The sequence below is a fragment of the Mycobacterium simiae genome, from assembly GCF_008370645.1.
Taxonomy (GTDB): Bacteria; Actinomycetota; Actinomycetes; order Mycobacteriales; family Mycobacteriaceae; genus Mycobacterium; species Mycobacterium simiae_A.
In genome coordinates, this window is the sequence record NZ_VTZN01000046.1 from 1 (window position 1) to 23340 (window position 23340).

The 23340-nt window shown below is 64.0% G+C and carries 21 protein-coding genes; 15 read left to right on the forward strand and 6 right to left on the reverse strand.

What is annotated here, in order from left to right:
* Positions 1-339 precede the first annotated feature (339 nt).
* Complete coding sequence (locus F0Q45_RS09785; protein WP_149653758.1) at positions 340-1638, reverse strand: PPE family protein; 1299 nt, start codon at positions 1636-1638, stop codon at positions 340-342.
* 338 nt (positions 1639-1976) lie between these two features.
* Between F0Q45_RS09785 and F0Q45_RS09790 the strand changes: the two genes are divergently transcribed.
* Positions 1977-2378 (forward strand): Rv3143 family two-component system response regulator, encoded by a 402-nt coding sequence (locus F0Q45_RS09790; RefSeq protein ID WP_149653785.1) that lies wholly within the window; start codon positions 1977-1979, stop codon positions 2376-2378.
* 164 nt (positions 2379-2542) lie between these two features.
* Here F0Q45_RS09790 and F0Q45_RS09795 read toward each other — a convergent pair whose 3' ends face one another.
* A complete protein-coding gene (locus F0Q45_RS09795) occupies positions 2543-2962 on the reverse strand; it encodes a type II toxin-antitoxin system VapC family toxin (RefSeq protein WP_149653759.1) in 420 nt (139 codons plus the stop codon).
* Positions 2959-3207 (reverse strand): FitA-like ribbon-helix-helix domain-containing protein, encoded by a 249-nt coding sequence (locus tag F0Q45_RS09800; protein WP_149653760.1) that lies wholly within the window; start codon positions 3205-3207, stop codon positions 2959-2961. The genes F0Q45_RS09795 and F0Q45_RS09800 overlap by 4 nt, the downstream gene beginning before the upstream one ends.
* 372 nt (positions 3208-3579) lie before the next feature.
* On the opposite strand from F0Q45_RS09800, the gene F0Q45_RS09805 reads away from it, so the two are divergent.
* Genes F0Q45_RS09805 through nuoN form a run of 14 tightly spaced genes read left to right on the forward strand, consistent with a single transcriptional unit; the run spans position 3580 to position 19026 of the window.
* Complete coding sequence (locus F0Q45_RS09805) at positions 3580-3969, forward strand: NADH-quinone oxidoreductase subunit A (protein WP_149653786.1); 390 nt, start codon at positions 3580-3582, stop codon at positions 3967-3969.
* Positions 3970-3977: 8 nt separating this feature from the next.
* Complete coding sequence (locus F0Q45_RS09810; RefSeq protein ID WP_149653761.1) at positions 3978-4532, forward strand: NuoB/complex I 20 kDa subunit family protein; 555 nt, start codon at positions 3978-3980, stop codon at positions 4530-4532.
* The gene (locus F0Q45_RS09815) at positions 4529-5236 is read left to right on the forward strand and encodes an NADH-quinone oxidoreductase subunit C (RefSeq protein WP_149653762.1); all 708 of its coding nucleotides are present in this window, start codon (positions 4529-4531) and stop codon (positions 5234-5236) included. Before F0Q45_RS09810 ends, F0Q45_RS09815 begins: the two co-directional genes overlap by 4 nt.
* Positions 5237-5295: 59 nt before the next feature.
* Positions 5296-6594: an NADH dehydrogenase (quinone) subunit D gene (nuoD, locus tag F0Q45_RS09820; protein ID WP_149653763.1), complete on the forward strand. Its 1299-nt coding sequence runs from the start codon at positions 5296-5298 to the stop codon at positions 6592-6594.
* On the forward strand, positions 6591-7349 hold the full coding sequence (gene nuoE, locus F0Q45_RS09825; RefSeq protein WP_149653764.1) for an NADH-quinone oxidoreductase subunit NuoE: 759 nt from the start codon (positions 6591-6593) through the stop codon (positions 7347-7349). Before nuoD ends, nuoE begins: the two co-directional genes overlap by 4 nt.
* Entirely contained in the window at positions 7346-8677 is a 1332-nt protein-coding gene (gene nuoF / locus F0Q45_RS09830; RefSeq protein ID WP_149653765.1) for an NADH-quinone oxidoreductase subunit NuoF, read from the forward strand. The genes nuoE and nuoF overlap by 4 nt, the downstream gene beginning before the upstream one ends.
* Positions 8674-11103, forward strand: coding sequence for an NADH-quinone oxidoreductase subunit G (locus F0Q45_RS09835; RefSeq protein ID WP_149653766.1), 2430 nt, complete (start codon positions 8674-8676; stop codon positions 11101-11103). The genes nuoF and F0Q45_RS09835 overlap by 4 nt, the downstream gene beginning before the upstream one ends.
* The gene (gene nuoH, locus F0Q45_RS09840; RefSeq protein WP_149653767.1) at positions 11100-12344 is read left to right on the forward strand and encodes an NADH-quinone oxidoreductase subunit NuoH; all 1245 of its coding nucleotides are present in this window, start codon (positions 11100-11102) and stop codon (positions 12342-12344) included. The genes F0Q45_RS09835 and nuoH overlap by 4 nt, the downstream gene beginning before the upstream one ends.
* A complete protein-coding gene (nuoI, locus tag F0Q45_RS09845; protein WP_149653768.1) occupies positions 12337-12882 on the forward strand; it encodes an NADH-quinone oxidoreductase subunit NuoI in 546 nt (181 codons plus the stop codon). Before nuoH ends, nuoI begins: the two co-directional genes overlap by 8 nt.
* Complete coding sequence (locus tag F0Q45_RS09850; protein WP_149653769.1) at positions 12879-13673, forward strand: NADH-quinone oxidoreductase subunit J; 795 nt, start codon at positions 12879-12881, stop codon at positions 13671-13673. The genes nuoI and F0Q45_RS09850 overlap by 4 nt, the downstream gene beginning before the upstream one ends.
* Positions 13673-13972 (forward strand): NADH-quinone oxidoreductase subunit NuoK, encoded by a 300-nt coding sequence (nuoK, locus tag F0Q45_RS09855; protein WP_149653770.1) that lies wholly within the window; start codon positions 13673-13675, stop codon positions 13970-13972. The genes F0Q45_RS09850 and nuoK overlap by 1 nt, the downstream gene beginning before the upstream one ends.
* 10 nt (positions 13973-13982) lie before the next feature.
* Positions 13983-15869: an NADH-quinone oxidoreductase subunit L gene (gene nuoL / locus F0Q45_RS09860; RefSeq protein WP_149653771.1), complete on the forward strand. Its 1887-nt coding sequence runs from the start codon at positions 13983-13985 to the stop codon at positions 15867-15869.
* A complete protein-coding gene (locus F0Q45_RS09865) occupies positions 15863-17443 on the forward strand; it encodes an NADH-quinone oxidoreductase subunit M (RefSeq protein WP_188112859.1) in 1581 nt (526 codons plus the stop codon). The genes nuoL and F0Q45_RS09865 overlap by 7 nt, the downstream gene beginning before the upstream one ends.
* Positions 17440-19026 carry an NADH-quinone oxidoreductase subunit NuoN gene (gene nuoN, locus F0Q45_RS09870; protein WP_149653773.1) on the forward strand — a complete coding sequence of 529 codons (1587 nt, stop codon included), beginning with the start codon at positions 17440-17442 and terminating at the stop codon, positions 19024-19026. Before F0Q45_RS09865 ends, nuoN begins: the two co-directional genes overlap by 4 nt.
* A gap of 224 nt (positions 19027-19250) precedes the next feature.
* Here the strand turns inward: nuoN and F0Q45_RS09875 are convergent, their stop codons facing one another.
* The 3 genes from F0Q45_RS09875 to F0Q45_RS09885 form a co-directional block, all read right to left on the reverse strand.
* The gene (locus F0Q45_RS09875) at positions 19251-21197 is read right to left on the reverse strand and encodes a PPE family protein (protein WP_149653774.1); all 1947 of its coding nucleotides are present in this window, start codon (positions 21195-21197) and stop codon (positions 19251-19253) included.
* A 297-nt stretch (positions 21198-21494) separates the two neighbouring features.
* Positions 21495-22130, reverse strand: a complete 636-nt coding sequence (locus F0Q45_RS09880) for a TetR/AcrR family transcriptional regulator (protein ID WP_149653775.1) — start codon at positions 22128-22130, stop codon at positions 21495-21497.
* Between the two features lie 10 nt (positions 22131-22140).
* Positions 22141-23289, reverse strand: coding sequence for an aromatic ring-hydroxylating oxygenase subunit alpha (locus F0Q45_RS09885; RefSeq protein ID WP_149653776.1), 1149 nt, complete (start codon positions 23287-23289; stop codon positions 22141-22143).
* Between the last annotated feature and the right edge of the window lie 51 nt (positions 23290-23340).

Below are 23340 nucleotides of genomic sequence, written 5' to 3' on the forward strand. Positions count from 1 at the left end.
GGCCGCCCGCATCACCCACGGCGCCCGACAACTGCACCTACGCATCGACGCCACCTGGCGTTGGGCGCACACGATTACCACCGCCTGGCGCCGCATCCGAGCCTCCTTCCCCTGACCCCCAAGCCCACCTGTCCCAACACGCCACGAAAGAACCAAGGCCCCGGAAGGCCCACCCAACCCAGCGACACGGGTCCAGTAAGCACGCCGCATTACCAAACAGTCAGTGCCACAGGCTAACCCGAAGTCGACTCGCCCGCCAAGGCAACTGGCATGCAAAATCGAGGCTAGCTTAAATCACCGGAGATGCCTTCACGGCCAAGAATTGGTGGCGAAGTCCGCTCAGCCGCCGCGGATCTGAATTCCCACGTCCTCTTGTGCCCGCGGCCGCAACTGCCCGGTTTCTGTCTCCGGCCTGAGGGCGGAAACGCTGCCTTCCGGCTCCGGCGCCTCCTCGGAAGTGTGCTGATCCTGCCTTGCGGCCAACCGCTGCGGTTTAGCGGCGCTGCGGGAAGGCCGCAGTGCCGACCCCGGGATGCCGGAACCGGTGGATTGTTTTGCTCGCGTTCCCGGTGCCGACGCCGCCTTGGCCGCAATCTCGGGATCGGCAGTGGACAGTACTCCCAGCTGTGGAGCGGACGCTTCGGCTTCCGGCGCCGGAGGCGCCGTAGCTTCCGGTGCCGGGGGCCCCGCCGCCTCCGGCGCCCGAGCTGGAGCGGCGGTACTGGCAGCATTTGCCGCACTCGGGCCGACGCCAGACGCGGGCTGACTACCAGCGGTGACCGGGATGGGGACGGGCATCGGTACCAGCCCGGGAGTCCCAACGCTGACACTTGGGCTGTTCGCGCTCCCGGTCAAGAGACTGGCAGCACCGACGTTGCCGCCGTTGACAGTGGCCGGACCACCGTTGGCGTACATCGGATCGGCTTGCGACAACCCGACGCCGGGGGTTCCGCTGCCGCCGGCGGTCGTGCTCGCACCGCCAGCACCACTGCCGGCGTTGGCAGTGGTGCTGCCGCCGACGTTCGCGCCACCGGCGCCGCCGGCTCCGGCCACCGCAGCGCCGGTCACATCACCACCGACGTTGCTGCCAGCACCGCTGGCGCCCAGCCCCGGAAGACCCTTCAGGATGTTCCCCCACGGCACCACCTTCGCGGCCACCGCCGCCGCCCCGGAGTAATAGCCTGACATCGCCGCCACGTCAGCGGCCCACATTTCCTCGTACAGGCTCTCGGCAGCCGCGATCGCCGGCGCGTTCTGACCGAATAAGTTCGACATCACTAGCTGTACGAATGCGTTGCGGTTGGCCGATACCGCTTGCGGAAGCACGGTTGCCGCTTGCGCCGCCTCGAACATGCTGACTACGGCGCGGGCTTGCCCCGCTGCGCCGGCAGACTGCGCCGCGGCAGCGCTCAGCCAGGTTGCGTAAGGCGCCGCCGCAGCCGCCATGGCCGCCGCGGCCGGACCCTGCCACGCCTGGCCCGCCAAACCCGCCGTCACAGACGAAAACGATTGCGCCGCAAGGCCTAACTCGTCGGCTAGGCCCTCCCAGGCGGCCGCCGCTTGCAACATCGGCGCAGAACCCGCACCGATGAACATTCGTAGGGAGTTGATCTCCGGCGGCAGCGCGAAGAAACTCACCAGTCTAGTCCTTCCGACTCACTTGCCGGTCGTCATCGCCGACATGGTGCAGAGCTTAACGGCAAAAACCCGGCATATTGACTGCTTAACTCGAATTCATGGTAGTTCGGCTAATGGGCAATGTCATCGACGTTTTCTGTGACCGCTGGGACCGCCATTGTGGTGCGGACAACTACGAGAGCCGACCTTGCCACCGGGCCCCCAAGCGTCGCTATCGGGCAGATGAGTCGTGACCGGCGGCGTCACGTCCGGATTGCGGCTAAAGCACGATCGGCCTCATGACGGTCACCCACACTCCGCAGGAAGGGCGGCTATGCAGCACCAGTACCATCGTGGCCGTGCCCGACTCCACCGACGCCCTGCGGATTCTCGTCTACAGCAACAATGTCCAGACCCGCGATCAGGTGATCCGGGCGCTGGGCAAACGGCTGCACCCGGATCTGCCCGAATTGTCCTATGTGGAAGTGGCGACGGGTCCGATGGTCATCCAACAGATGGACAAGGGCGGTATCGACTTGGCCATCCTCGACGGCGAGGCGACACCGACCGGGGGCATGGGCATCGCCAAACAGCTGAAGGACGAGCTGTCGGTGTGCCCGCCGATCCTGGTGCTCACCGGGCGCCCGGACGATGCCTGGCTGGCTAGCTGGTCGCGGGCTGAGGCCGCGGTGCCGCATCCGATCGACCCGATTGTGCTGGGCCGGACGGTGCTGAGGCTGGTGCGCTCGCCGGTGACGTGAGCCAACCCCGAGTATCGACGGCAAGCGGACCTTGGTCATTGGCAGCTCCGCTTCGCTGCCGCGGCGACGGGTGGGTCTGCATCCCGTCATCGCATTGTGGTGCTCACGTGAGAGGTTGGCACGAACGCGAGCCTGAAAGCGTTGCGATGGTGTGCCGGGCAGCATCAGGCCCACGGGTTGACGAGGTCCACACCCATTCCTTCAAAAAGGCGGATGTTTCTCGTGGCCAACGCAGCGCGGCGGGACGCGGCGATACCGGCAATCTGCACATCTCGAGTCGCTACCGTCTGACCACTCTGTTTACGTTGCGCGGCAATGGTTCCCGCCTCAAGCGCCGACGTTCGGTCGAAGGCTTGGATACGGCCGTTGAGTTCCTCAGCGAGTATTTGCGTGAAGAGTTGATTGAGCTGCCTGCGCGGACGCCCGAGCTCTAACAGTTCTATGCCAGTACGTATTTCGAACACCGTGATCGACGTCGTCCAGATTGACTCTGCCGGTTGTTCGTCCAGCCATGTCACCACCGCGGGATCAGGCCTACCTTGTCGCATCAGCGCCGACAGCACGTTGGTGTCCAACAGGATCATGAGTCGAACTCGGCTGGCCGCACCGGATTGTCACGGAGCTCCGGGATGTCGTAATCAAGACCTACCTGCTTGAATCGCGAGGCAATGCGTGAGCCGAGGCGGCTGGGCGCGGCATCGACGTTGCGTACCGCGTTGCGCAAAATCTCACGGACCTCTTCCTCGGTGCTGCGTCCGTGCTGACGGGCCAGTCGTTGCAGTTTGGCCTTGGTGTCGTCGTCGAGCTGACGAATCAAAATCTGCGCCATCGAGTGATGATATCGTGCTATCAATCACCGATCCCCGTCAAACAGGGCGGGGACGCCGGTCAAACGGTCCGCCTACGCCGCCAACGGGTCCGTATGGAAGAGCTGAGCGCAGGACCCCGAAGCCGGGCGTTGAACGCCGAGAGATTCCTCGGCCTCGACAGCAATCAACCTCGCGACCACAGCCGCTACGTCGGCCGCGGCGAGCAGCGAACCGACGCGTCCCCGCACAGGCCGACCCCGGGCATGGGGGCTTGGCATCGCGCGACTATGTTGAAGGTCACTGCGACGGTCCACAAGCCCGGTCCGTCACAGCTGGCCTGGTCACCGCCCGGCCGCTACGTTGGCGGCCCGTACGACGGATCATGGAGTGACTTGAACGTCTACATACCCATCCTGGTGCTGGCGGCACTCGCTGCTGCTTTTGCCGTGTTTTCGGTTGTGATCGCAAGCCTGGCGGGCCCATCGCGCTTCAACCGATCGAAGCTGGCGGCCTACGAATGCGGGATCGAACCGACCGAAACTCAAGCCGGCCGCGGGGCCACCGGCCCGCACGCCGCCCCTGGGCAACGCTTCCCGATCAAGTATTACCTGACCGCAATGTTATTTATCGTCTTCGACATCGAAATCGTGTTCCTCTATCCATGGGCCGTCAGCTTCGACGCGCTGGGAACCTTCGCTTTGGTGGAGATGGTGATATTCATGCTCACCGTGTTCGTGGCCTACGCCTACGTGTGGCGCCGCGGCGGCCTGACGTGGGATTGAGGTAGGACGTGGGACTGGAAGAACAGCTGCCCGGCGGGATTCTGCTGTCGACAGTCGAGAAGGTGGCGGGCTACGTCCGCAAAAACTCGCTCTGGCCGGCGACGTTCGGGTTGGCGTGCTGCGCGATCGAGATGATGGCGACCGCGGGGCCGCGCTTCGACATCGCCCGATTTGGGATGGAGCGCTTTTCGGCGACGCCGCGGCAAGCGGATCTGATGATTGTCGCGGGGCGGGTCAGCCAGAAGATGGCGCCGGTGCTGCGCCAGATCTACGACCAGATGGCCGAGCCGAAATGGGTTCTAGCCATGGGGGTATGCGCGTCGTCGGGCGGGATGTTCAATAACTACGCGATCGTGCAGGGCGTGGACCATGTCGTCCCGGTAGACATCTATCTGCCCGGCTGTCCACCCCGTCCGGAAATGCTGTTGCACGCAATCCTCAAGCTGCACGAGAAGATTCAGGAAATGCCGCTGGGAGTCAACCGGGAACGCGCGATCGCTGAAGCCGAAGAAGCGGCGCTGCTGGCCCGGCCCACCATCGAAATGCGCGGCTTGCTGCGATGAGTTCGCCCGACCAAGACCCGCAAGAAGCGACCGCCACCGCGGACGAAGAAGTGGTGGACGTCCGTCGCGGCATGTTCGGAGTCCGCGGCACCGGCGATACCTCCGGCTACGGACGTCTGGTACGTCAGGTCACGTTGCCGGGCAGCAGCCCTCGGCCGTATGGCGGCTATTTCGACGACATCGCCGACCGGCTGGCCGCGGCACTGCGGCGCGAGAACATCGAATTCGACGCTGCCATCGAAAAAGTCGTGGTCGACCGCGACGAACTGACCCTACATGTTCGTCGCGAGTCGTTACCGCAGGTTGCCCAATGCCTGCGTGACGATCCGGCACTGCGTTTCGAAATGTGCCTTGGTGTCAACGGAGTGCACTACCCGCACGAGACGGGCCGGGAACTGCACGCCGTCTACCCTCTGCAGTCGATCACACATAACCGGCGACTGCGGCTGGAAGTATCTGTGCCCGAAGGTGATCCGCATATCCCGTCGCTGTTCTCGGTTTACCCGACCAACGACTGGCATGAGCGCGAGACATACGATTTCTTTGGGATCATCTTCGCCGGCCATCCGTCGCTGACCCGCATCGAGATGCCCGACGACTGGCAGGGACATCCGCAACGTAAGGATTACCCGCTCGGCGGCATACCGGTCGAATACAAGGGCGCGCAGATACCCCCGCCCGACGAGCGTAGGGGCTACAACTAATGGCGAAAAACCGAGACTAATGGCGAAAACCGAGAACTAATGGCGAAAACCGAGCAGAAATGACCGAAACCGAAACGATCCTGGTCGCCGGAGGTCAGGACTGGCAGCAGGTCGTCGACGCCGCCAGCAGCAGCGACCCCGGCGAGCGCATTGTCGTCAACATGGGGCCCCAGCACCCTTCCACCCATGGGGTCTTGCGGCTGATTCTGGAGATCGAAGGCGAGACAATCACCGAGGTGCGCTGCGGAATCGGCTACCTGCACACTGGGATCGAGAAGAACCTCGAATACCGCTACTGGACCCAAGGCGTCACCTTCGTCACCCGGATGGATTATCTGTCACCGTTTTTCAACGAGACCGCATACTGCCTGGGTGTGGAGAAGCTGCTCGGCATCACCGATCAGATACCGGAGCGGGTCAACGTCATTCGGGTGATGATGATGGAGCTCAACCGGATCTCCTCCCACTTGGTCGCATTGGCGACCGGCGGCATGGAGCTAGGCGCCATGACCCCGATGTTCGTCGGCTTCCGAGCCCGCGAAATCATCCTGACCCTGTTCGAATCGATCACCGGTTTGCGGATGAACAGTGCTTACATCCGACCCGGCGGCCTAGCCCAGGATCTACCGCCCAACGCCACCACCGAAATCGCCGACGCCCTGCAGCAGTTGCGTCAACCGTTGCGTGAGATGGGCGATCTGCTCAACGAAAACGCCATCTGGAAGGCCCGTACCCAAGACGTCGGCTACCTGGACCTGGCCGGCTGTATGGCGTTGGGCATCACCGGCCCGATTCTGCGCTCCACCGGGTTGCCGCACGACCTGCGCAAGAGTGAGCCCTACTGCGGATACCAAGACTACGAATTCGATGTGATCACCGATGACACGTGTGATGCCTACGGCCGCTACATGATTCGCGTCAAAGAAATGTGGGAGTCGATCAAGATCGTCGAGCAGTGCCTAGCCAAGCTGAAGCCGGGCCCGACCATGATCGAGGACCGCAAGCTCGCCTGGCCGGCCGACCTGAAGGTGGGCCCGGACGGCATGGGCAACTCAGAAGAGCACATTGCCAAGATCATGGGTGGTTCGATGGAAGCGCTGATCCACCACTTCAAGCTGGTCACCGAGGGCATCCGGGTGCCGGCAGGCCAGGTTTACGTGGCAGTGGAATCACCGCGGGGCGAGCTCGGCGTGCATATGGTCAGCGACGGCGGGACCCGCCCCTACCGGGTGCACTACCGCGACCCCTCCTTCACCAACCTGCAGGCGGTAGCCGCCATGGGCGAGGGCGCCATGGTCGCCGACTTGATTACCGCGGTCGCCAGCATCGACCCCGTCATGGGCGGAGTCGACCGATGACCGGACCACAAGGCCAGCCGGTGTTCCTCCGCCTGGGCCCGCCACCGCAAGAGCCCAACCAGTTTATGGTTGACGGTGCCCCGCAGTCCTATCCACCAGAGGTACAGGCGCGGCTGGAAGTCGACGCAAAAGAGATCATCGGTCGCTACCCGCACAAGCGCTCGGCGCTGCTGCCATTGCTGCACCTGGTGCAGGGTGAAGACTCCTACCTCACACCAGCGGGCCTAGAGTTTTGCGCTAAGCAGTTGGAACTGACCGGGGCCGAGGTTTCGGCGGTGGCGAGCTTCTACACCATGTACCGGCGCGGCCCCACCGGCGCCTACCTGGTCGGGGTGTGCACCAACACGCTGTGCGCGGTGATGGGCGGCGACGCCATCTTCGAGACCCTCAAAGAGCATCTGGCCATTAGCAACGACGAGACCACGTCCGACGGGTCCATCACCCTGCAACACATCGAATGCAACGCTGCCTGCGATTACGCGCCGGTGGTGATGGTCAACTGGGAGTTCTTCGACAACCAGACGCCGGAGTCGGCGCGCGAGCTTGTCGACTCACTGCGCTCCGGCCAGCCCAAGTCGCCCAGCCGCGGCGCACCGCTGTGCGCATTCCGTGAGATGTCACGAATCTTGGCGGGCTTGCCGGATCAGCGTCCCGATGACGGCCAGGGTGGTGCCGGTGCGGCCACGTTGGCCGGACTGCGGGTAGCGCAAGAAAACGACATGCAGGCGCCAACTCCGCCGGAAGACGAGTCATGACCACTTCGCAAGCCACGCCGTTGACCCCCGTCATCAGCCGGTTCTGGGATGACCCGAAGTCGTGGACCCTGGCTACCTATCAACGCCACGACGGGTATCAGGCACTGCAGAAGGCCCTCACGATGGACCCGGACGCAGTGATCTCAACGGTGAAGGACTCCGGCCTGCGCGGGCGCGGCGGCGCTGGCTTTTCCACCGGCACCAAGTGGTCGTTCATCCCGCAAGGCGACACCGGCGCCGGCGCCAAGCCGCACTACTTGGTGGTCAACGCCGACGAGTCCGAACCCGGTACGTGCAAAGATATTCCGCTAATGCTGGCCACCCCGCACGTGCTTGTCGAGGGCGTCATCATCGCCGCGTACGCGATCCGAGCCCACCACGCCTTCATCTATGTGCGCGGCGAAGTGGTGCCGGTGCTGCGACGGCTGCAGAATGCGGTGGCCGAGGCCTACGCCGCCGGTTACTTGGGCCGCAACGTCCACGGTTCCGGCTTTGACCTGGAGCTGGTGGTGCACGCCGGCGCGGGCGCCTATATCTGCGGCGAGGAGACCGCGCTGCTCGACTCCCTGGAGGGCCGACGCGGCCAGCCACGGCTCCGGCCACCCTTCCCCGCTGTTGCCGGGCTGTACGGCTGCCCGACAGTGATCAACAACGTCGAGACCATCGCCAGCGTCCCGTCGATCATCCTCAACGGCGTCGACTGGTTCCGGTCGATGGGTACCGAGAAGTCGCCTGGCTTCACGCTGTATTCATTGTCGGGGCACGTGACCCGACCGGGCCAGTACGAGGCGCCGCTGGGTATCACGTTGCGCGAGCTGCTCGACTACGCCGGCGGCGTACGTGCCGGACATCGGCTGAAGTTCTGGACGCCGGGTGGGTCGTCAACACCGTTGCTCACCGACGAACACCTCGACGTGCCGCTGGACTACGAGGGCGTCGGCGCCGCCGGGTCGATGCTGGGTACCAAGGCGCTGGAGATCTTCGACGAGACCACCTGCGTGGTGCGCGCCGTGCGCCGCTGGACCGAGTTCTACAAACACGAATCCTGCGGCAAGTGCACACCCTGCCGGGAGGGCACCTTCTGGCTGGACAAGATCTACGAGCGGCTGGAAACCGGCCGGGGCACCCACGAGGACATCGACAAGCTGCTCGACATCTCCGATTCAATCTTGGGTAAGTCGTTCTGCGCGTTGGGCGACGGCGCGGCCAGCCCGGTGATGTCGTCGATCCAGTTTTTCCGCGACGAGTACATCGCTCACGTCGAACAAGCCGGTTGCCCGTTTGACCCCCGGGAATCCATGCTGACCCCGAACGGAGATGACGCGTGACACAGACGGCCGACACCGAAAACCGGTTGGCCCAGCCGGAGCTGGTGGCGCTGACCATCGACGGCGCCGAAGTCAGGGTTCCCAAGGGAACTTTGGTGATTCGCGCCGCCGAGCTGATCGGCGTCCAAATCCCACGGTTCTGTGACCACCCGCTGCTCGATCCGGTGGGCGCGTGCCGGCAATGTCTGGTCGAGGTTGAGGGGCAACGCAAGCCACTAGCGTCGTGCACCACAGTGTGCACCGACGACATGGTGGTGCGCACTCAACTCACCTCGGCGGTCGCCGATAAGGCTCAGCACGGCGTGATGGAGCTACTGTTGATCAACCATCCGCTGGACTGCCCGATGTGCGACAAGGGCGGCGAATGTCCGCTGCAAAACCAAGCCATGTCCAACGGCCGGCCCGACTCCCGCTTCACCGACGTCAAGCGCACCTTCGCCAAGCCGATCAATATTTCCGCGCAAGTGTTGCTGGACCGAGAACGCTGCATCTTGTGCGCGCGCTGCACCCGATTCTCCGACCAAATCGCCGGCGACCCGTTCATCGACATGCAGGAGCGCGGCGCCCTGCAGCAGGTCGGCATCTACGCCAACGAGCCGTTCGACTCCTACTTCTCAGGCAACACGGTGCAGATTTGCCCAGTGGGCGCACTGACCGGAACTGCCTACCGGTTCCGGGCGCGCCCGTTCGATTTGGTCTCCAGTCCCAGCGTCTGTGAACACTGTGCCTCGGGCTGCGCCCAACGCACCGACCACCGCCGCGGCAAGGTCTTACGCCGGCTGGCCGGCGACGACCCGAAAGTCAACGAGGAGTGGAACTGCGACAAGGGCCGGTGGGCTTTTGCCTACGCGTCGCAACTGGACGTTATCACCACTCCCCTGCTCCGCGACGCCAACGGTGAGCTGGTGCCCGCGTCGTGGTCGCATGCCATGGTCGCGGCAGCCCAAGGCTTACAGGCGGCCCGCGGCCGTACCGGTGTTCTGGTCGGCGGCCGGGTTACCTGGGAAGACGCCTATGCCTACTCGAAATTCGCCCGAATCGCGTTGGACACCAACGATATCGACTTTCGCGCCCGACCTCACTCGGCCGAGGAGGCCGACTTCTTGGCTGCCCGCGTGGCAGGCCGGCCCCTGACCATCAGCTACTCGGATCTGGAATCGGCTCCGGTGGTCCTGCTGGTCGGGTTCGAGCCGGAAGAGGAGTCGCCGATTGTCTTCTTGCGGCTACGCAAGGCGGCCCGCAAGAACCGGGTTCCGGTGTACGCCATCGCCCCGTTCGCCACCCGCGGACTGCAGAAGATGTCCGGCAAGCTGATCAAAACCATTCCCGGAGAGGAGCCCTCGGCGCTGGACGGTCTGGCCACCGGCGCGGCAGGCGATCTGCTGTCCACCCCCGGCGCGGTCATCCTGGTGGGGGAACGCATGGCCACGGTGCCAGGCGGATTGTCTGCCGCGGCGCGGCTGGCTGACTCCACCGGTGCGACGCTGGCCTGGGTGCCTCGGCGGGCCGGGGAACGCGGAGCACTCGAGGCCGGCGCCCTGCCCACACTGTTGCCCGGCGGGCGTCCGGTGGCCGACGCCACCGCCCGCTCCCAGGTGCTCGCGGCATGGCACGTCGACGAATTACCTGCTGCGCCTGGACGTGACGTCGACGCCATGCTGGCCGCCGCCGCCGCTGGCAGACTGGGCGCGCTCCTGGTCGGAGGCGTCGAGCCGGGCGACTTCGCCGATCCCGACGCGGTGCTGGCCGCCCTGAATGCCGCTGGCTTCGTGGTCAGCCTCGAGCTGCGGCACAGCGCTGTCACCGAACGCGCCGACGTGGTATTTCCGGTCGCGCCGACGACGCAGAAGGCCGGCGCCTTCGTCAACTGGGAGGGCCGTTACCGGGGCTTCGAACCCGCGCTGCACGGCACCACCCAACGGGCCGGCCAGTCCGATCATCGGGTGCTTGATGCGCTAGCCGACGAGATGGGTATCTATCTGGGGCTGTCCACCGTCGAGGCGGCCCGTGCGGAGTTTGCCGCGCTGGGTGCTTGGGACGGAAAACACCCGCCCAGCCCGCATGTGGGAACCGCTGAGCAGGCCGAACCCGGTGCGGGTGAGGCCATACTGACGGGTTGGCGGATGCTGCTGGACCAGGGCCGGTCACAGGACGGCGAGCCGCACCTGGCCGGTACCGCGCGCACACCGGTGATACGGCTGTCGGCCGACACGGCAGCCGAAATCGGCGTCACCGACGGTGATGCGGTCACCGTCAGCACGCCGCGAGGCTCGATCACCTTGCCGCTCAACGTGACTGACATGCCCGACCGGGTGGTGTGGCTGCCGCTGAACTCGCCCGGTTCGGCGGCACACCAGAAGCTTGGCACCACTATTGGCAGCGTCGTAAACATTGGAGCGGCGGATGGGGAGGAGCGGCGCCGATGACGATTTTCGGGCAGGACGCGTGGTGGCTGGTGATAGCCAAGGCGATCGCCATCTTCGTGTTCCTCATGCTGACCGTGCTGGTGGCGATTTTGGCCGAACGCAAGCTGCTGGGCCGGATGCAACTGCGTCCCGGCCCTAACCGGGCAGGGCCGAAGGGTGCTCTGCAGAGCCTGGCCGACGGAATCAAGCTGGCGCTCAAGGAGAGCATCACTCCCGGCGGCATCGACAAGTTCGTCTATTTTGTGGCGCCGATCATCTCGGTGATTCCGGCCTTTACTGCGTTTGCGTTCATCCCGTTCGGTCCCGAGGTATCGGTGTTCGGCCACCGCACGCCGCTGCAGTTGACCGATGTGCCGGTCGCGGTGCTGTTCATTCTGGGACTGTCGGCGATCGGGGTGTACGGCATCGTGCTCGGCGGATGGGCGTCGGGATCGACCTACCCGCTATTGGGTGGGGTGCGCTCGACCGCCCAAGTCATCTCTTACGAGGTCGCGATGGGGCTGTCGTTTGCCACCGTGTTCCTTTACGCCGGCAGCATGTCCACCTCGCAGATCATCGCTGCCCAGGACCGCGTCTGGTACGTCTTCCTGCTGCTGCCGTCGTTCGTGATTTACCTCATCTCCATGGTGGGCGAGACCAACCGGGCACCGTTCGACCTGCCCGAAGCAGAAGGTGAGCTGGTCGCGGGTTTTCACACCGAGTACTCGTCGCTGAAGTTCGCGATGTTCATGCTCGCCGAATACGTCAACATGACCACCGTGTCGGCGTTGGCTGCGACGATGTTCCTGGGCGGCTGGCATGCCCCCTGGCCACTGAACATGTGGGCCGGGGCGAACTCCGGCTGGTGGCCGGTGCTGTGGTTCACCGCCAAGGTATGGGGCTTTTTGTTCATGTACTTCTGGCTGCGGGCCACGTTGCCACGACTGCGCTACGACCAATTCATGGCGCTGGGCTGGAAATTGCTGATCCCGGTGTCCCTGGTGTGGATCATGATCGCGGCCGTCATCCGCTCGCTGCGCAACCAGGGCTACCAGTATTGGACGCCGACGCTAGTGGTCGCCAGCCTGGTGGTGGCGGTGCTGGTGGTGACGTCGCTGCGCAAGCCGTTCAGCGTCGGCAGCGCGCGGGCGAAGCGTCCGCCACAAGGCGCCGCAAGCCCCGGAGGAAGTGACAGCCCCGAACCGCTCTTCCCGACACCACCGCTGCCAGTCGGCGCCAGCAAGGAGACTGCCCATGCCTAAGCTCTGGGACGCCGTAGCCGGGTTCGGCGTGACATTCGGATCGATGTTCAAAAAGACCGTTACCGAGGAATATCCGGAGAAGCCCGGCCCGGTGAAACCGCGCTACCACGGTCGTCATCAACTCAATCGCTACCCCGACGGCTTGGAAAAATGCATCGGCTGCGAGCTGTGCGCCTGGGCGTGTCCGGCCGACGCGATCTACGTCGAGGGCGCCGACAACACCGAAGAGGAGCGCTATTCGCCCGGCGAGCGTTACGGCCGCGTCTACCAGATCAACTACCTGCGTTGCATCGGTTGCGGCCTGTGCATCGAGGCCTGCCCCACCCGCGCGCTCACCATGACCAATGACTATGAGATGGCCGACGACAACCGCGCCGACCTGATCTACGAGAAGGACCGGCTACTGGCCCCGCTAGAACCCGACATGACCGCCCCTCCGCATCCCCGGGCTCCGGGCGCCAGCGACAAGGACTACTACCTAGGCAATGTGACCGCACCCGGTGTGCGGGAGCCCCAGGACGCCGGAGATTTGCGGTGACCGCACTACTAGCTTCTAATCTGGCGCAAGACACTATTGTCCGCACCTCCACCGGCGAGGCGGTGACGTTCTGGATCCTGGGCGCACTGGCGCTGCTCGGCGCGCTCGGAGTGGTGCTGGCCGTCAACGCGGTCTACTCGGCGATGTTCTTGGCGATGACGATGATCATCCTGGCGGTGTTCTACATGATCCAGGACGCGTTGTTCTTGGGCGTCGTGCAAGTCGTGGTCTACACCGGCGCGGTGATGATGCTGTTCTTGTTCGTGCTGATGCTCATTGGCGTGGACTCCGCGGAATCGCTGCAGGAGACCCTGCGCGGACAGCGGGTCGCCGCGGTGGTGACCGGGGTCGGATTCGGCGTCCTTCTCGTGGGCGGCATCGGGACGGTGGCCACCGAAGGCTTCGCCGGGCTGACCGCCGCGAACGCCAACGGCAACGTCGAGGGCTTGGCAGCGCTGATCTTCACCCGCTACCTGTGGGCGTTCGAGCTGACCAGCGCGCTGTTGATCACCGCCGCCATCGGGGCCATGGTGCTGACCCACCGGGAACGTTTCACGCGCCGCAAGACCCAACGCGAGCTTTCGCAAGAACGCTTCCGTCCTGGCGGGCATCCCACTCCGCTACCCAGTCCAGGTGTCTACGCGCGCCGCAACGCCGTCGACGTGGCCGCACTGCTCCCGGACGGCTCGTATTCGGAGTTGTCGGTCTCCTCGATTTTGCGCAGCCGCGCGGCCGGTAACGAAACCCGCGCTGCTGATGCGGACGCCGCACCAGTCAGGGGCGGTACGTGATGAATCCGGCCAATTATCTCTACCTGTCGGCGCTGCTGTTCACCATCGGAGCCTCCGGTGTGCTGTTGCGCCGCAACGCGATTGTCATGTTCATGTGCGTCGAGCTGATGCTCAATGCCGTGAATCTGGCGTTCGTCACCTTCGCGCGGATGTACGGCCACCTCGACGGTCAGATGATCGCGTTCTTCACCATGGTGGTGGCCGCCTGCGAAGTGGTCGTCGGCCTGGCCATCATCATGACGATTTTCCGTACCCGCAAATCGGCGTCAGTCGACGACGCGAACCTACTCAAAGGCTAAGAACGCCAACATGACTCACTACACCTGGCTGCTGGTGGCGCTGCCACTGGCGGGTGCCGCAATCTTGCTGTTCGGCGGCAGACGGACCGATGCGTGGGGTCACTGGATGGGTTGCGCCGCGGCTCTGGCCGCGTTCGGCGTGGGCGCGACGCTGCTGGGCGACCTGCTGGGCCGGAGTGCGGAGGACCGCGTCATCCGCCAGACGGTGTTTAGCTGGATTCCGGTGGGCGGGCTGCAGGTCGACTTCGGACTCCAGATCGACCAGTTGTCCATCTGCTTTGTGCTGCTGATCACCGGGGTCGGGTCGCTGATCCACCTCTATTCGGTCGCCTACATGGCCGATGACCCCGACCGGCGGCGGTTCTTCGGTTACCTCAACCTGTTTCTCGCCTCGATGCTGCTGCTGGTGGTCGCCGACAATTACGCGCTGCTCTACGTCGGCTGGGAGGGCGTCGGCTTGGCGTCCTACCTACTGATCGGTTTCTGGTACCACAAACCGTCCGCGGCCACGGCGGCCAAGAAGGCGTTCGTGATGAACCGGGTCGGAGACGCCGGGCTCGCGCTGGGCATGTTCTTGATGTTCAGCACCTTCGGCACCCTGTCGTACGCCGGAGTGTTCGCCGGCGCACCCGCCGCCAGCCGGGGTGCGCTTACCGCGATGGGGTTGCTGCTGCTGCTGGGCGCCTGCGCCAAGTCCGCCCAGGTTCCGCTGCAGGCCTGGTTGGGTGACGCCATGGAGGGCCCCACCCCGGTGTCAGCGCTGATCCACGCCGCCACCATGGTGACCGCCGGGGTGTATTTGATCGTGCGCTCCAACCCGCTGTACAACTTGTCACCGGATGCGCAGCTGGCTGTGATCGTCGTCGGCGCCGTCACGCTGCTGTTCGGGGCGTTCATCGGCTGCGCGAAAGACGACATTAAACGCGCACTGGCCGCCTCGACGATGAGCCAGATCGGGTACATGGTGCTGGCTGCCGGCCTGGGCCCGGCCGGATACGCGTTTGCGATCATGCACCTGCTCACCCACGGGTTCTTCAAGGCCGGTCTGTTCCTCGGGTCCGGCGCGGTGATCCACGCCATGCACGAAGAACAGGACATGCGCCGCTACGGCGGTCTGCGCGCGGCGCTACCAGTCACATTCATCACCTTCGGGTTGGGCTACCTGGCGATCATCGGCGTGCCGCCGTTCGCGGGATTCTTCTCCAAGGACGCCATCATCGAGGCGGCGCTGGGCGCCGGTGACACGCGCGGTTACGTGCTAGGCGGGGCGGCGCTGCTGGGCGCCGGCGTCACCGCGTTTTACATGACGCGAGTCATGCTGATGACTTTCTTCGGCGAAAAGCGTTGGGCGCCGGCTTCCCATCCGCACGAGGCACCCGCCCTGATGACGTGGCCGATGATCCTGCTGGCCGTGGGCTCGGTGTTATCCGGTGGCCTGCTCGCGGTGGGCGGCAGGCTGCAGCACTGGCTCGAGCCCGTCGTCGGAATCCATGAGGAAGCCGCTCACGCGCTGCCGGCTTGGGTCAGCACCGCCCTGGCTTTGGGTGTCGTCGCCATCGGTATCGCGGTGGCCTACCGGATGTACGGCACCGCCGAAATTTCGCGGGTGGCCCCCGTCCAGGTGTCGGTATTGACCACGGCTGCCCGCGCCGACCTTTACGGCGATGCCTTCAATGAGGAGGTGTTCATGCGCCCTGGCGCACAATTGACTCACGCGATAGTCGAGGTCGACAACACCGGTGTCGACGGCTCGGTCAACGCGTTGGCGGCGCTGGTTAGCCATACGTCGAATCGTTTGCGCCGCATGCAAACCGGCTTCGCGCGCAACTACGCGTTGTCGATGCTGGCTGGTACTGCCCTGCTCGCCGCGGTCCTCCTGGTGGTGAACCTGTGGTGAACGCCAACCTCCCATGGCTGAGCGTGCTCTGGCTGGTGCCGCTGGCCGGTTCGGTGTTGATCATCCTGCTACCTCCGGGACTGCGCCGGCTCGCGAAATGGACCGGACTGTTGGTCAGCGTCTTGACGCTGGCGATATCGGTCGTGGTGGCCACCGCATTCCAGCCCGGTGGTGAGCCCTACCAGTTCGTCGAAAAGCATTCCTGGATACCGGCTTTCGGCGCTGGATACACCCTGGGGGTAGACGGCATCGCCATGGTGTTGGTGCTGTTGACCACGGTGCTGATTCCGCTGCTGCTGGTGGCCGGCTGGAACGACGGGGGTCAACGCACCCGTGGTGTGCACGCCTATGTCGCGTTGACGCTGGCCATCGAGTCGATGGTGCTGATCTCGGTGATCGCGCTGGACGTGCTGCTGTTTTACGTGTTTTTCGAGGCCATGCTCATCCCGATGTACTTTCTCATCGGGGGATTCGGCCAGGGGCCCGGACGCTCCCGCGCCGCGGTGAAGTTCTTGCTGTACAACCTGTTCGGCGGGCTCATCATGCTGGCGGCGGTGATCGGGCTGTATGTGGTGACCACGCGTCACGGTTCGGGCACCTTCGACTTCCGCGAGATTGTAGCCGGCGTGCGGTCTGGTCAATACGGCGTCGACCCGGCGGTGCTCAAGGCGCTGTTCCTGGGTTTCATGTTCGCGTTCGCCATCAAGGCCCCGCTGTGGCCATTCCATCGGTGGCTCCCCGACGCCGCGGTCGAGTCCACACCAGCGACCGCAGTGCTGATGATGGCGGTGATGGACAAGGTCGGCACCTTCGGCATGCTGCGCTACTGCCTGCAACTATTCCCCGAGCCGTCAACCTATTTCCGTCCGCTGGTTGTGACGCTGGCCATCATCGGCGTGATCTACGGCGCCGTCGTGGCCATCGGCCAAACCGACATCATGCGCCTGATCGCCTACACCTCGATCTCGCACTTCGGCTTCATCATCGCCGGCATCTTCGTCATGACTAGCCAAGGGCAAAGCGGGTCGACGCTCTACATGCTCAATCACGGCCTGTCCACCGCGGCAGTTTTCCTGATCGCCGGCTTCCTTGTTTCCCGCCACGGCAGCCGAGCAATCGCCGACTACGGCGGCGTGCAGAAGGTGGCCCCGGTGTTGGCTGGCACCTTCATGGTGTCGGCCATGGCCACCTTGTCGCTGCCCGGCCTGGCCCCGTTCATCAGCGAATTTCTGGTCCTGCTGGGCACTTTCAACCGTTACTGGATAGCCGCGGCCTTCGGTGTGACCGCACTGGTGCTCTCGGCTATCTACATGCTGTGGCTCTACCAGCGGGTGATGACCGGGCCGGTGGCCAACGGCAACGAACGCATCAGTGACCTGGTGGGCCGCGAGCTGGTTGTCGTGGCGCCGCTGATCGCGCTGCTATTCGCGCTCGGCATTTACCCCAAACCGGTGCTCGACTTGATCAACCCGGCGGTCGAGAACACCATGACCACCATTGGCCAGCATGATCCCGCGCCCACCATACCTATGGGTAAGGGCGTACCCCGGACCGCCGAAGGACCACACCCATGATCCTGCCCAGCCCCAGCATCGAGTACTTCTTGCTGAGCCCGATGCTGATTGTCTTCGGCGTGGCTGTCGCCGGCGTCCTCGTAGAAGCCTTCCTGCCGCGCCGACTTCGATACAGCACGCAAGTGACGCTGGCCGTCGGCGGACTGACAGCGGCATTCATCGATATTGTTGTGGTGGCCAAGTCAATTCCGGCGTCCGGTAGCCGCGCGGTGCTGGGATCGGTGGCGGTGGATCGGCCCGCGCTGTTCCTCCAGGGCACCGTATTGCTGGTAGCCGTGCTGGCGATCATCTTCATTGCCGAACGCAGCGCGCAGCGCGTTGACGCCCACAACCAAGTGACCGTCGCCGCGGGCGGCGGAGGGCTGGACTCGTTTACACCGCAGGCTTCTGCAGTGCCAGGCAGCGACGCCGAGCAGGAGGCGGAGCGGGCGGGAGCCGCTCAAACTGAGATCTTCCCGCTGGTGACGCTTTCTGTGGGCGGCATGATGGTTTTCTCGGCGTCCGAGGACCTGTTGACCATGTTCGTTGCGCTCGAAGTGCTGTCGCTGCCGCTGTACCTGATGTGCGGTCTGGCTCGTCACCGCCGCCTGGTGTCGCAAGAGGCGGCGTTGAAGTACTTCTTGCTAGGTGCGTTCTCGTCAGCATTTTTTCTCTACGGTGTTGCGTTGCTGTACGGGGCAACCGGTGCGCTGACTCTGACCGGCATCCGCGATTCGCTAGCGGCACACAGCGATACGTCGATGGCCTTGATCGGCGTCGGGCTGCTGTCGGCTGGCCTGCTCTTCAAAGTCGGCGCCGTCCCCTTCCACTCCTGGATTCCTGACGTATACCAGGGCGCGCCCACCCCTATCACCGGATTTATGGCGGCGGCCACCAAGGTCGCTGCATTCGGTGCTCTGCTTCGGGTCGTTTATGTGGCGCTGCCGCCGCTGCACGACCAGTGGCGACCTGTGCTGTGGGCGATCTCTATCTTGACCATGGCGGTCGGCACCATCACCGCGGTGAACCAGACCAACGTCAAGCGGATGCTTGCCTATTCGTCGGTCGCCCATGTCGGCTTCATCCTCACCGGGGTGATCGCCGACAACGCCGCGGGCCTCTCGGGGACGTTGTTTTATCTAGTCGCCTACAGCTTTTCCACGGTGGGAGCGTTTGCCATCGTGAGTTTGATCCGCAACGCCGACGGCGTCGAGGATGCCGACCTGTCGCACTGGGCCGGGCTTGGCCAACGCTCACCCATTGTGGGCGTGATGCTTTCGATGTTCTTGCTGGCCTTCGCGGGAATACCGCTGACCAGTGGATTCGTCAGCAAGTTCGCGGTCTTCAGAGCCGCCGCACAGGGCGGCGCGGTGCCGCTGGTGATCATCGGTGTCATCTCCAGCGGGGTGGCCGCCTACTTCTACGTCCGGGTCATCGTGCTGATGTTCTTCACCGAGGGATCCGACAATACACCGCATGTTGTGGCACCGGGCCTGCTGAGCAAGGCAGCCATCGCGGTATGCGCTTTGGTCACAATGCTGTTGGGGATCATCCCGCAGCCGGTGCTCGACCTGGCCGAGCGCGCTGCCCTGTTGCTGCACTGAGATAGCCGAGACGCTATCGGCGGGGCTCAGATTGGCGCGCTGCGCTAGTTGCAATGCATTGGCGAATGTATGCACGGATTCCGTGCCCCAGGCGTGCCCCCGCCGCCGAAGCCGGCGCACCGAGGTAGCCCGCCCGCTGGGTGCGTGAGAACCACACGAGCCAACCACGAGGCGAATCCCGATAGCGCTATCGCGTGGTGCGGAGCCGGGTCACACGCGCCGAACTAGCCGAAGATACCCGCGACGTGATCGCTGGTATTGAACAAGCCAGCGCTGTCGTCGCCGGAGTTTCCGATACCCGAGGTGCTGGTGGCCAACGCGTTGGTGGCCGAGTTAGAGATGCCCGCGTTGAACGCGCCAGCGTTTGCTATGCCGACGTTGTTGTTGCCCACATTGTTAAGTCCGACCAGGAAGGAGCCGGAATTGTTGAATCCAGCCACATTGTCGCCCGTATTGAGGAACCCAGAGCTCAGGCCGAAGCCCGTATTGGTGTTCTGGAAGCCAGAAGTAAGGGAACCCAAGTTGAAGAAGCCCGAGACGCCGGCACCTGTGTTGCCGAATCCCGATGAGGTAGCACCGGCCGGGGTGGTGGCACTGCCGATTGCGGTGTTCAAGTCACCCGCGTTCCACAGCCCGGTATTGGTGCTACCAGAGTTGAAGAATCCCGTGTTCACATCTCCTGCGTTGGAGAAACCCGTGTTCGCACCACCTGAGTTAAAGGCCCCGGTGTTTCGGCTGCCAGAGTTGAACAGGCCCGCGTTGCCGAAGCCCGAGTTTCCGACACCCATGTTGTTGTCGCTACCATTGGCGAAACCAACGGTCTGGTCGCCGGCGTTTCCGAAGCCGAAGTTGGCAGCGCCCCCGTTCCAGAAGCCGGTGTTGGTATTGCCCGCGTTACCGAAGCCGAAGTTACCGGTCCCTGAGTTAAAGAATCCGACGTTCCCCTCACCCGAGTTGAAGAAACCGATGTTGTTGTTGCCGGAATTCCCGAAACCCATGTTACCGACACCGGAATTCAGTGCGCCGATGCCGATCTGATTGTCGCCCGTGAGCCCAAACCCAATGTTGTTGTTGCCGTTATTCCCGAAGCCGAAGTTGTTGTCGCCAATATTGGCGAGGCCGATGTTGAAGTTTCCGAAGTTTGCGCTGCCGATGTTGAAGTCGCCACGGTTCGCGTCGCCGAAGTTCAGGTTGCCCAGATTGCCGCTACCATAATTTACATTTCCGGTACCGAAATCGTTGGAGTTGCCGAAGCCCCAGTTACCACTACCCCGGTTTCCGCTACCCAGGTTGAGGTTTCCAAGGTTGCCGAACCCAAAATTAGTGTTGCCGGTATTTCCACTGCCCAGATTGGCAAAGCCGAAGTTGCCGTTACCGGAGTTGAGATTGCCGATATTGCCGCCGCCCAGGTTCACGTTACCGAAGTTGCCGCCGCCCAGGTTGAACGAGCCGTTGTTGCCGCCGCCCAGATTCCAGTTGCCTATATTCCCCAGGCCGGTGTTGATCGCAGGCGGGGTGAAAAGGCTTGCGGCAGGCGCCGCGACCGCTGCGAGCGGACCGGTCGATCCGCCCACCAGCGAGCTGACCGCACCCGCGGCGGCCGAAAGCGGGGCAACCGCTGCGGCTGCCGCCTGACCCAGACCCGGGAGCCCAGCCAACGCCTGCTGCCACGACGGCAACGCCGCTGCCGCAGCTGCCGCCCCACCGTGGTATCCCACCATCGCGGCCACATCGGCGGCCCACATCTCCTCGTAGATACCCTCAGCAGCCGCGATTGCCGGCGCATTTTGACCGAACAGATTCGACAACACCAGTTGCACGAACGCCTTCCGGTTCGCCGCTACCGCCAACGGATGAACCGTGGCCGCTCGTGCGGCCTCAAACGCACTGGCTACCGCTTTCGCCTGAGACGAAGCTCCTGTGGCCCGCCCCGCCGCGGCTGCCAAGAAACCCTGATAAGGAGCTGCCGCAGCAGCCATCGCGGCCGCCGCCGCACCCTGCCACGCCTGCCCGGTCAACCCCGAGGTCACTGACCCAAACGACTGCGCGGCCGACCCCAACTCCTCAGCCAGCCGATCCCAGGCCGTCGCTGCCTGCACCATCGGCGCCGACCCCGCACCCATAAACATCCGCAAGGAGTTGACCTCTGGCGGCAAAACCAAGAAGCTCATCATCTGTCCTTTCCCCTGGTCCCCTGGCTCACAAGTTCGTCCGTTGGGTTGCAGCAGCCCCACCCTTGTCAGTAGGCGATTAGACACTTCAGACAACCCGTCGCAACAAACTGTAGAAAAGTCGCGTCAGGAACATCGGCGGTTTGGTCAAATCTCTGTACATTCCGCAAGAAACCGGGCGGCGACAGTCGGACGTAACGACCCGGCATCCGTTCGGGCCCCGGCGGCAGCCCGATCTGTGGACCAAGGCGCGAACCTGCCATAGCAAACGTGCCCGAGAACTGCAAGCGGCCAGAATCAGATGCTGGGCCGCGCTGCCTCGATGTGCAACTCCTCAGCTGCAGAACGAACGGCGGGTAGGCTATTGGGATCTGACACGAGGGCGGTCATCGCGAATTCGACGATCTCGTCCGGGCTCACCGCAAACTCAGGCAATGCCAGGGCGTCGAACAGCGCCTGCACCAGCCTGGCAGCCGACACTGGATTCATCACACGCAGGTCACCTTCGCCCTGCGCCGTCTCAATTAGGCCGACGAGTGCGCGCTCCAGCTCGTCGACGAGCTCCCGCTCCCTAAGGAAAGAATCGTGCTGCAGGTCCGGGGTGATAAGGATGGAAACCAGTACGTAGGGCGAGGCGTGGAGATAATCCAGCGATTCCTGCAGCCAGCGCTGCAGCTTGACCACCGCGGGGACCGGCATCACGGAGAGGCGGCCGAAAAGCTCGAGGGGCCATTCGACGGCGAGCCGGACTAGCGCCGCGAGGATGTCGCGTTTTGCCGAGAAGTGTTTGTAGAGGGCCGGCTGCTCCACCCCAACGGCTGCGGCAATATCACGGGTCGAGGTCGATGCGTAGCCCCGCAGCGCGATGAGCTCGGCGGCGGCACCCAGGATGCGAAGCGCCGTTGGGCTCCACCGCGCGGCCTGCATCGACATGCCGGCAAGGCTAGCCACCACCGCCCTGGTCGCCAACAAGCGCCTCGGCAAGGTTGCGGTAGAACGCGAGCATGCCGGGCCGCTCTTTGGGGCTAAGGTGACCGCGTTGCGCAAAACGGGACCCCGTGCCGAGCTGCACAGCCTCCAATCCGAGTCGGTCCTCGTCGTTGATCATCGCCATCATGAACTGCCCGGTCTGAGCTGTTGCTGCCGAGTCTGCGGCGACCTCTGGTGTGGTGAGCACGCCGCCAAGTACCTGCACCCGGTCGATACTCAGCGGAATAAAGCTAAACCAAGCGACCCGCTCACCCGCCGCAGCCAACGCGCTGTGGGGAAATGTCCACAACACAGACAGGTTGGCTTTCTGGACCTCGGTAAGTTGCAACGACTTCGCGTCGGCCGGAAACGTGAAGGGAACCCTGATCCGCAGCGCCCACGGCGAATACTGGCGTACGTCCAGATCACCAGCGCCGGGCACGAACGGCTCCAATGTTTGCTGATGTAAGCCCAGCACGTGGTAGTTCTCGTGACCGTTTTCCGACACCAGCTTCCAGTTGGCACGCCACTGAAGCATCCACGAGTCAATCTGCACCAGATCGTCGAGCCGATAGTTGGCAAATTCGCCGTCAGCCAGGTCGAGATGCGCTCCGATGGGCTCGGCGGCGGCATCGAGATTGACCCACACCAGGCCTTTCCAGGTGTTCACCGCGAACTGCGGCAGCCGGCAATCCCGAGGATCGAATTCTTTGTTTCCGGCCATGTGGGGCGCACCACGCAAGCGGCCGTCCAACCCATATCGCCACCTGTGGTATCGGCAGGTCAATGCGTCGGTGTGCCCCGCGCCGGTTTCCACCAAGGGCATTAATCGGTGCCGGCAGATGGGCGAGATGGCACGCAGTTCGCCGTCGCCGCCCCGCACTACCATGACCCGCTCACCTGCGATGGAAACCGCGACGTAATCACCCGTCTCGGCGAGTTGATCGACGTGCGCGATAAGGACCCAGGAGCGATTGAAGATCCGCTCCCGCTCGAGTTGCCACAGTTCCGGCGAGGTGTAGGCGCCGGGCGGCAGGGTCAGCGCCGGCGGATTGTCGTCGAGGTAACCCCGCAAGTCGGCGAGGATGTTTCCGAGTCCTACTCGGTTATCGTTTGATAACATACTCCTGATGTTATCGATTGATAACCGGCTGTCAATAGTGGGCCGCCAATA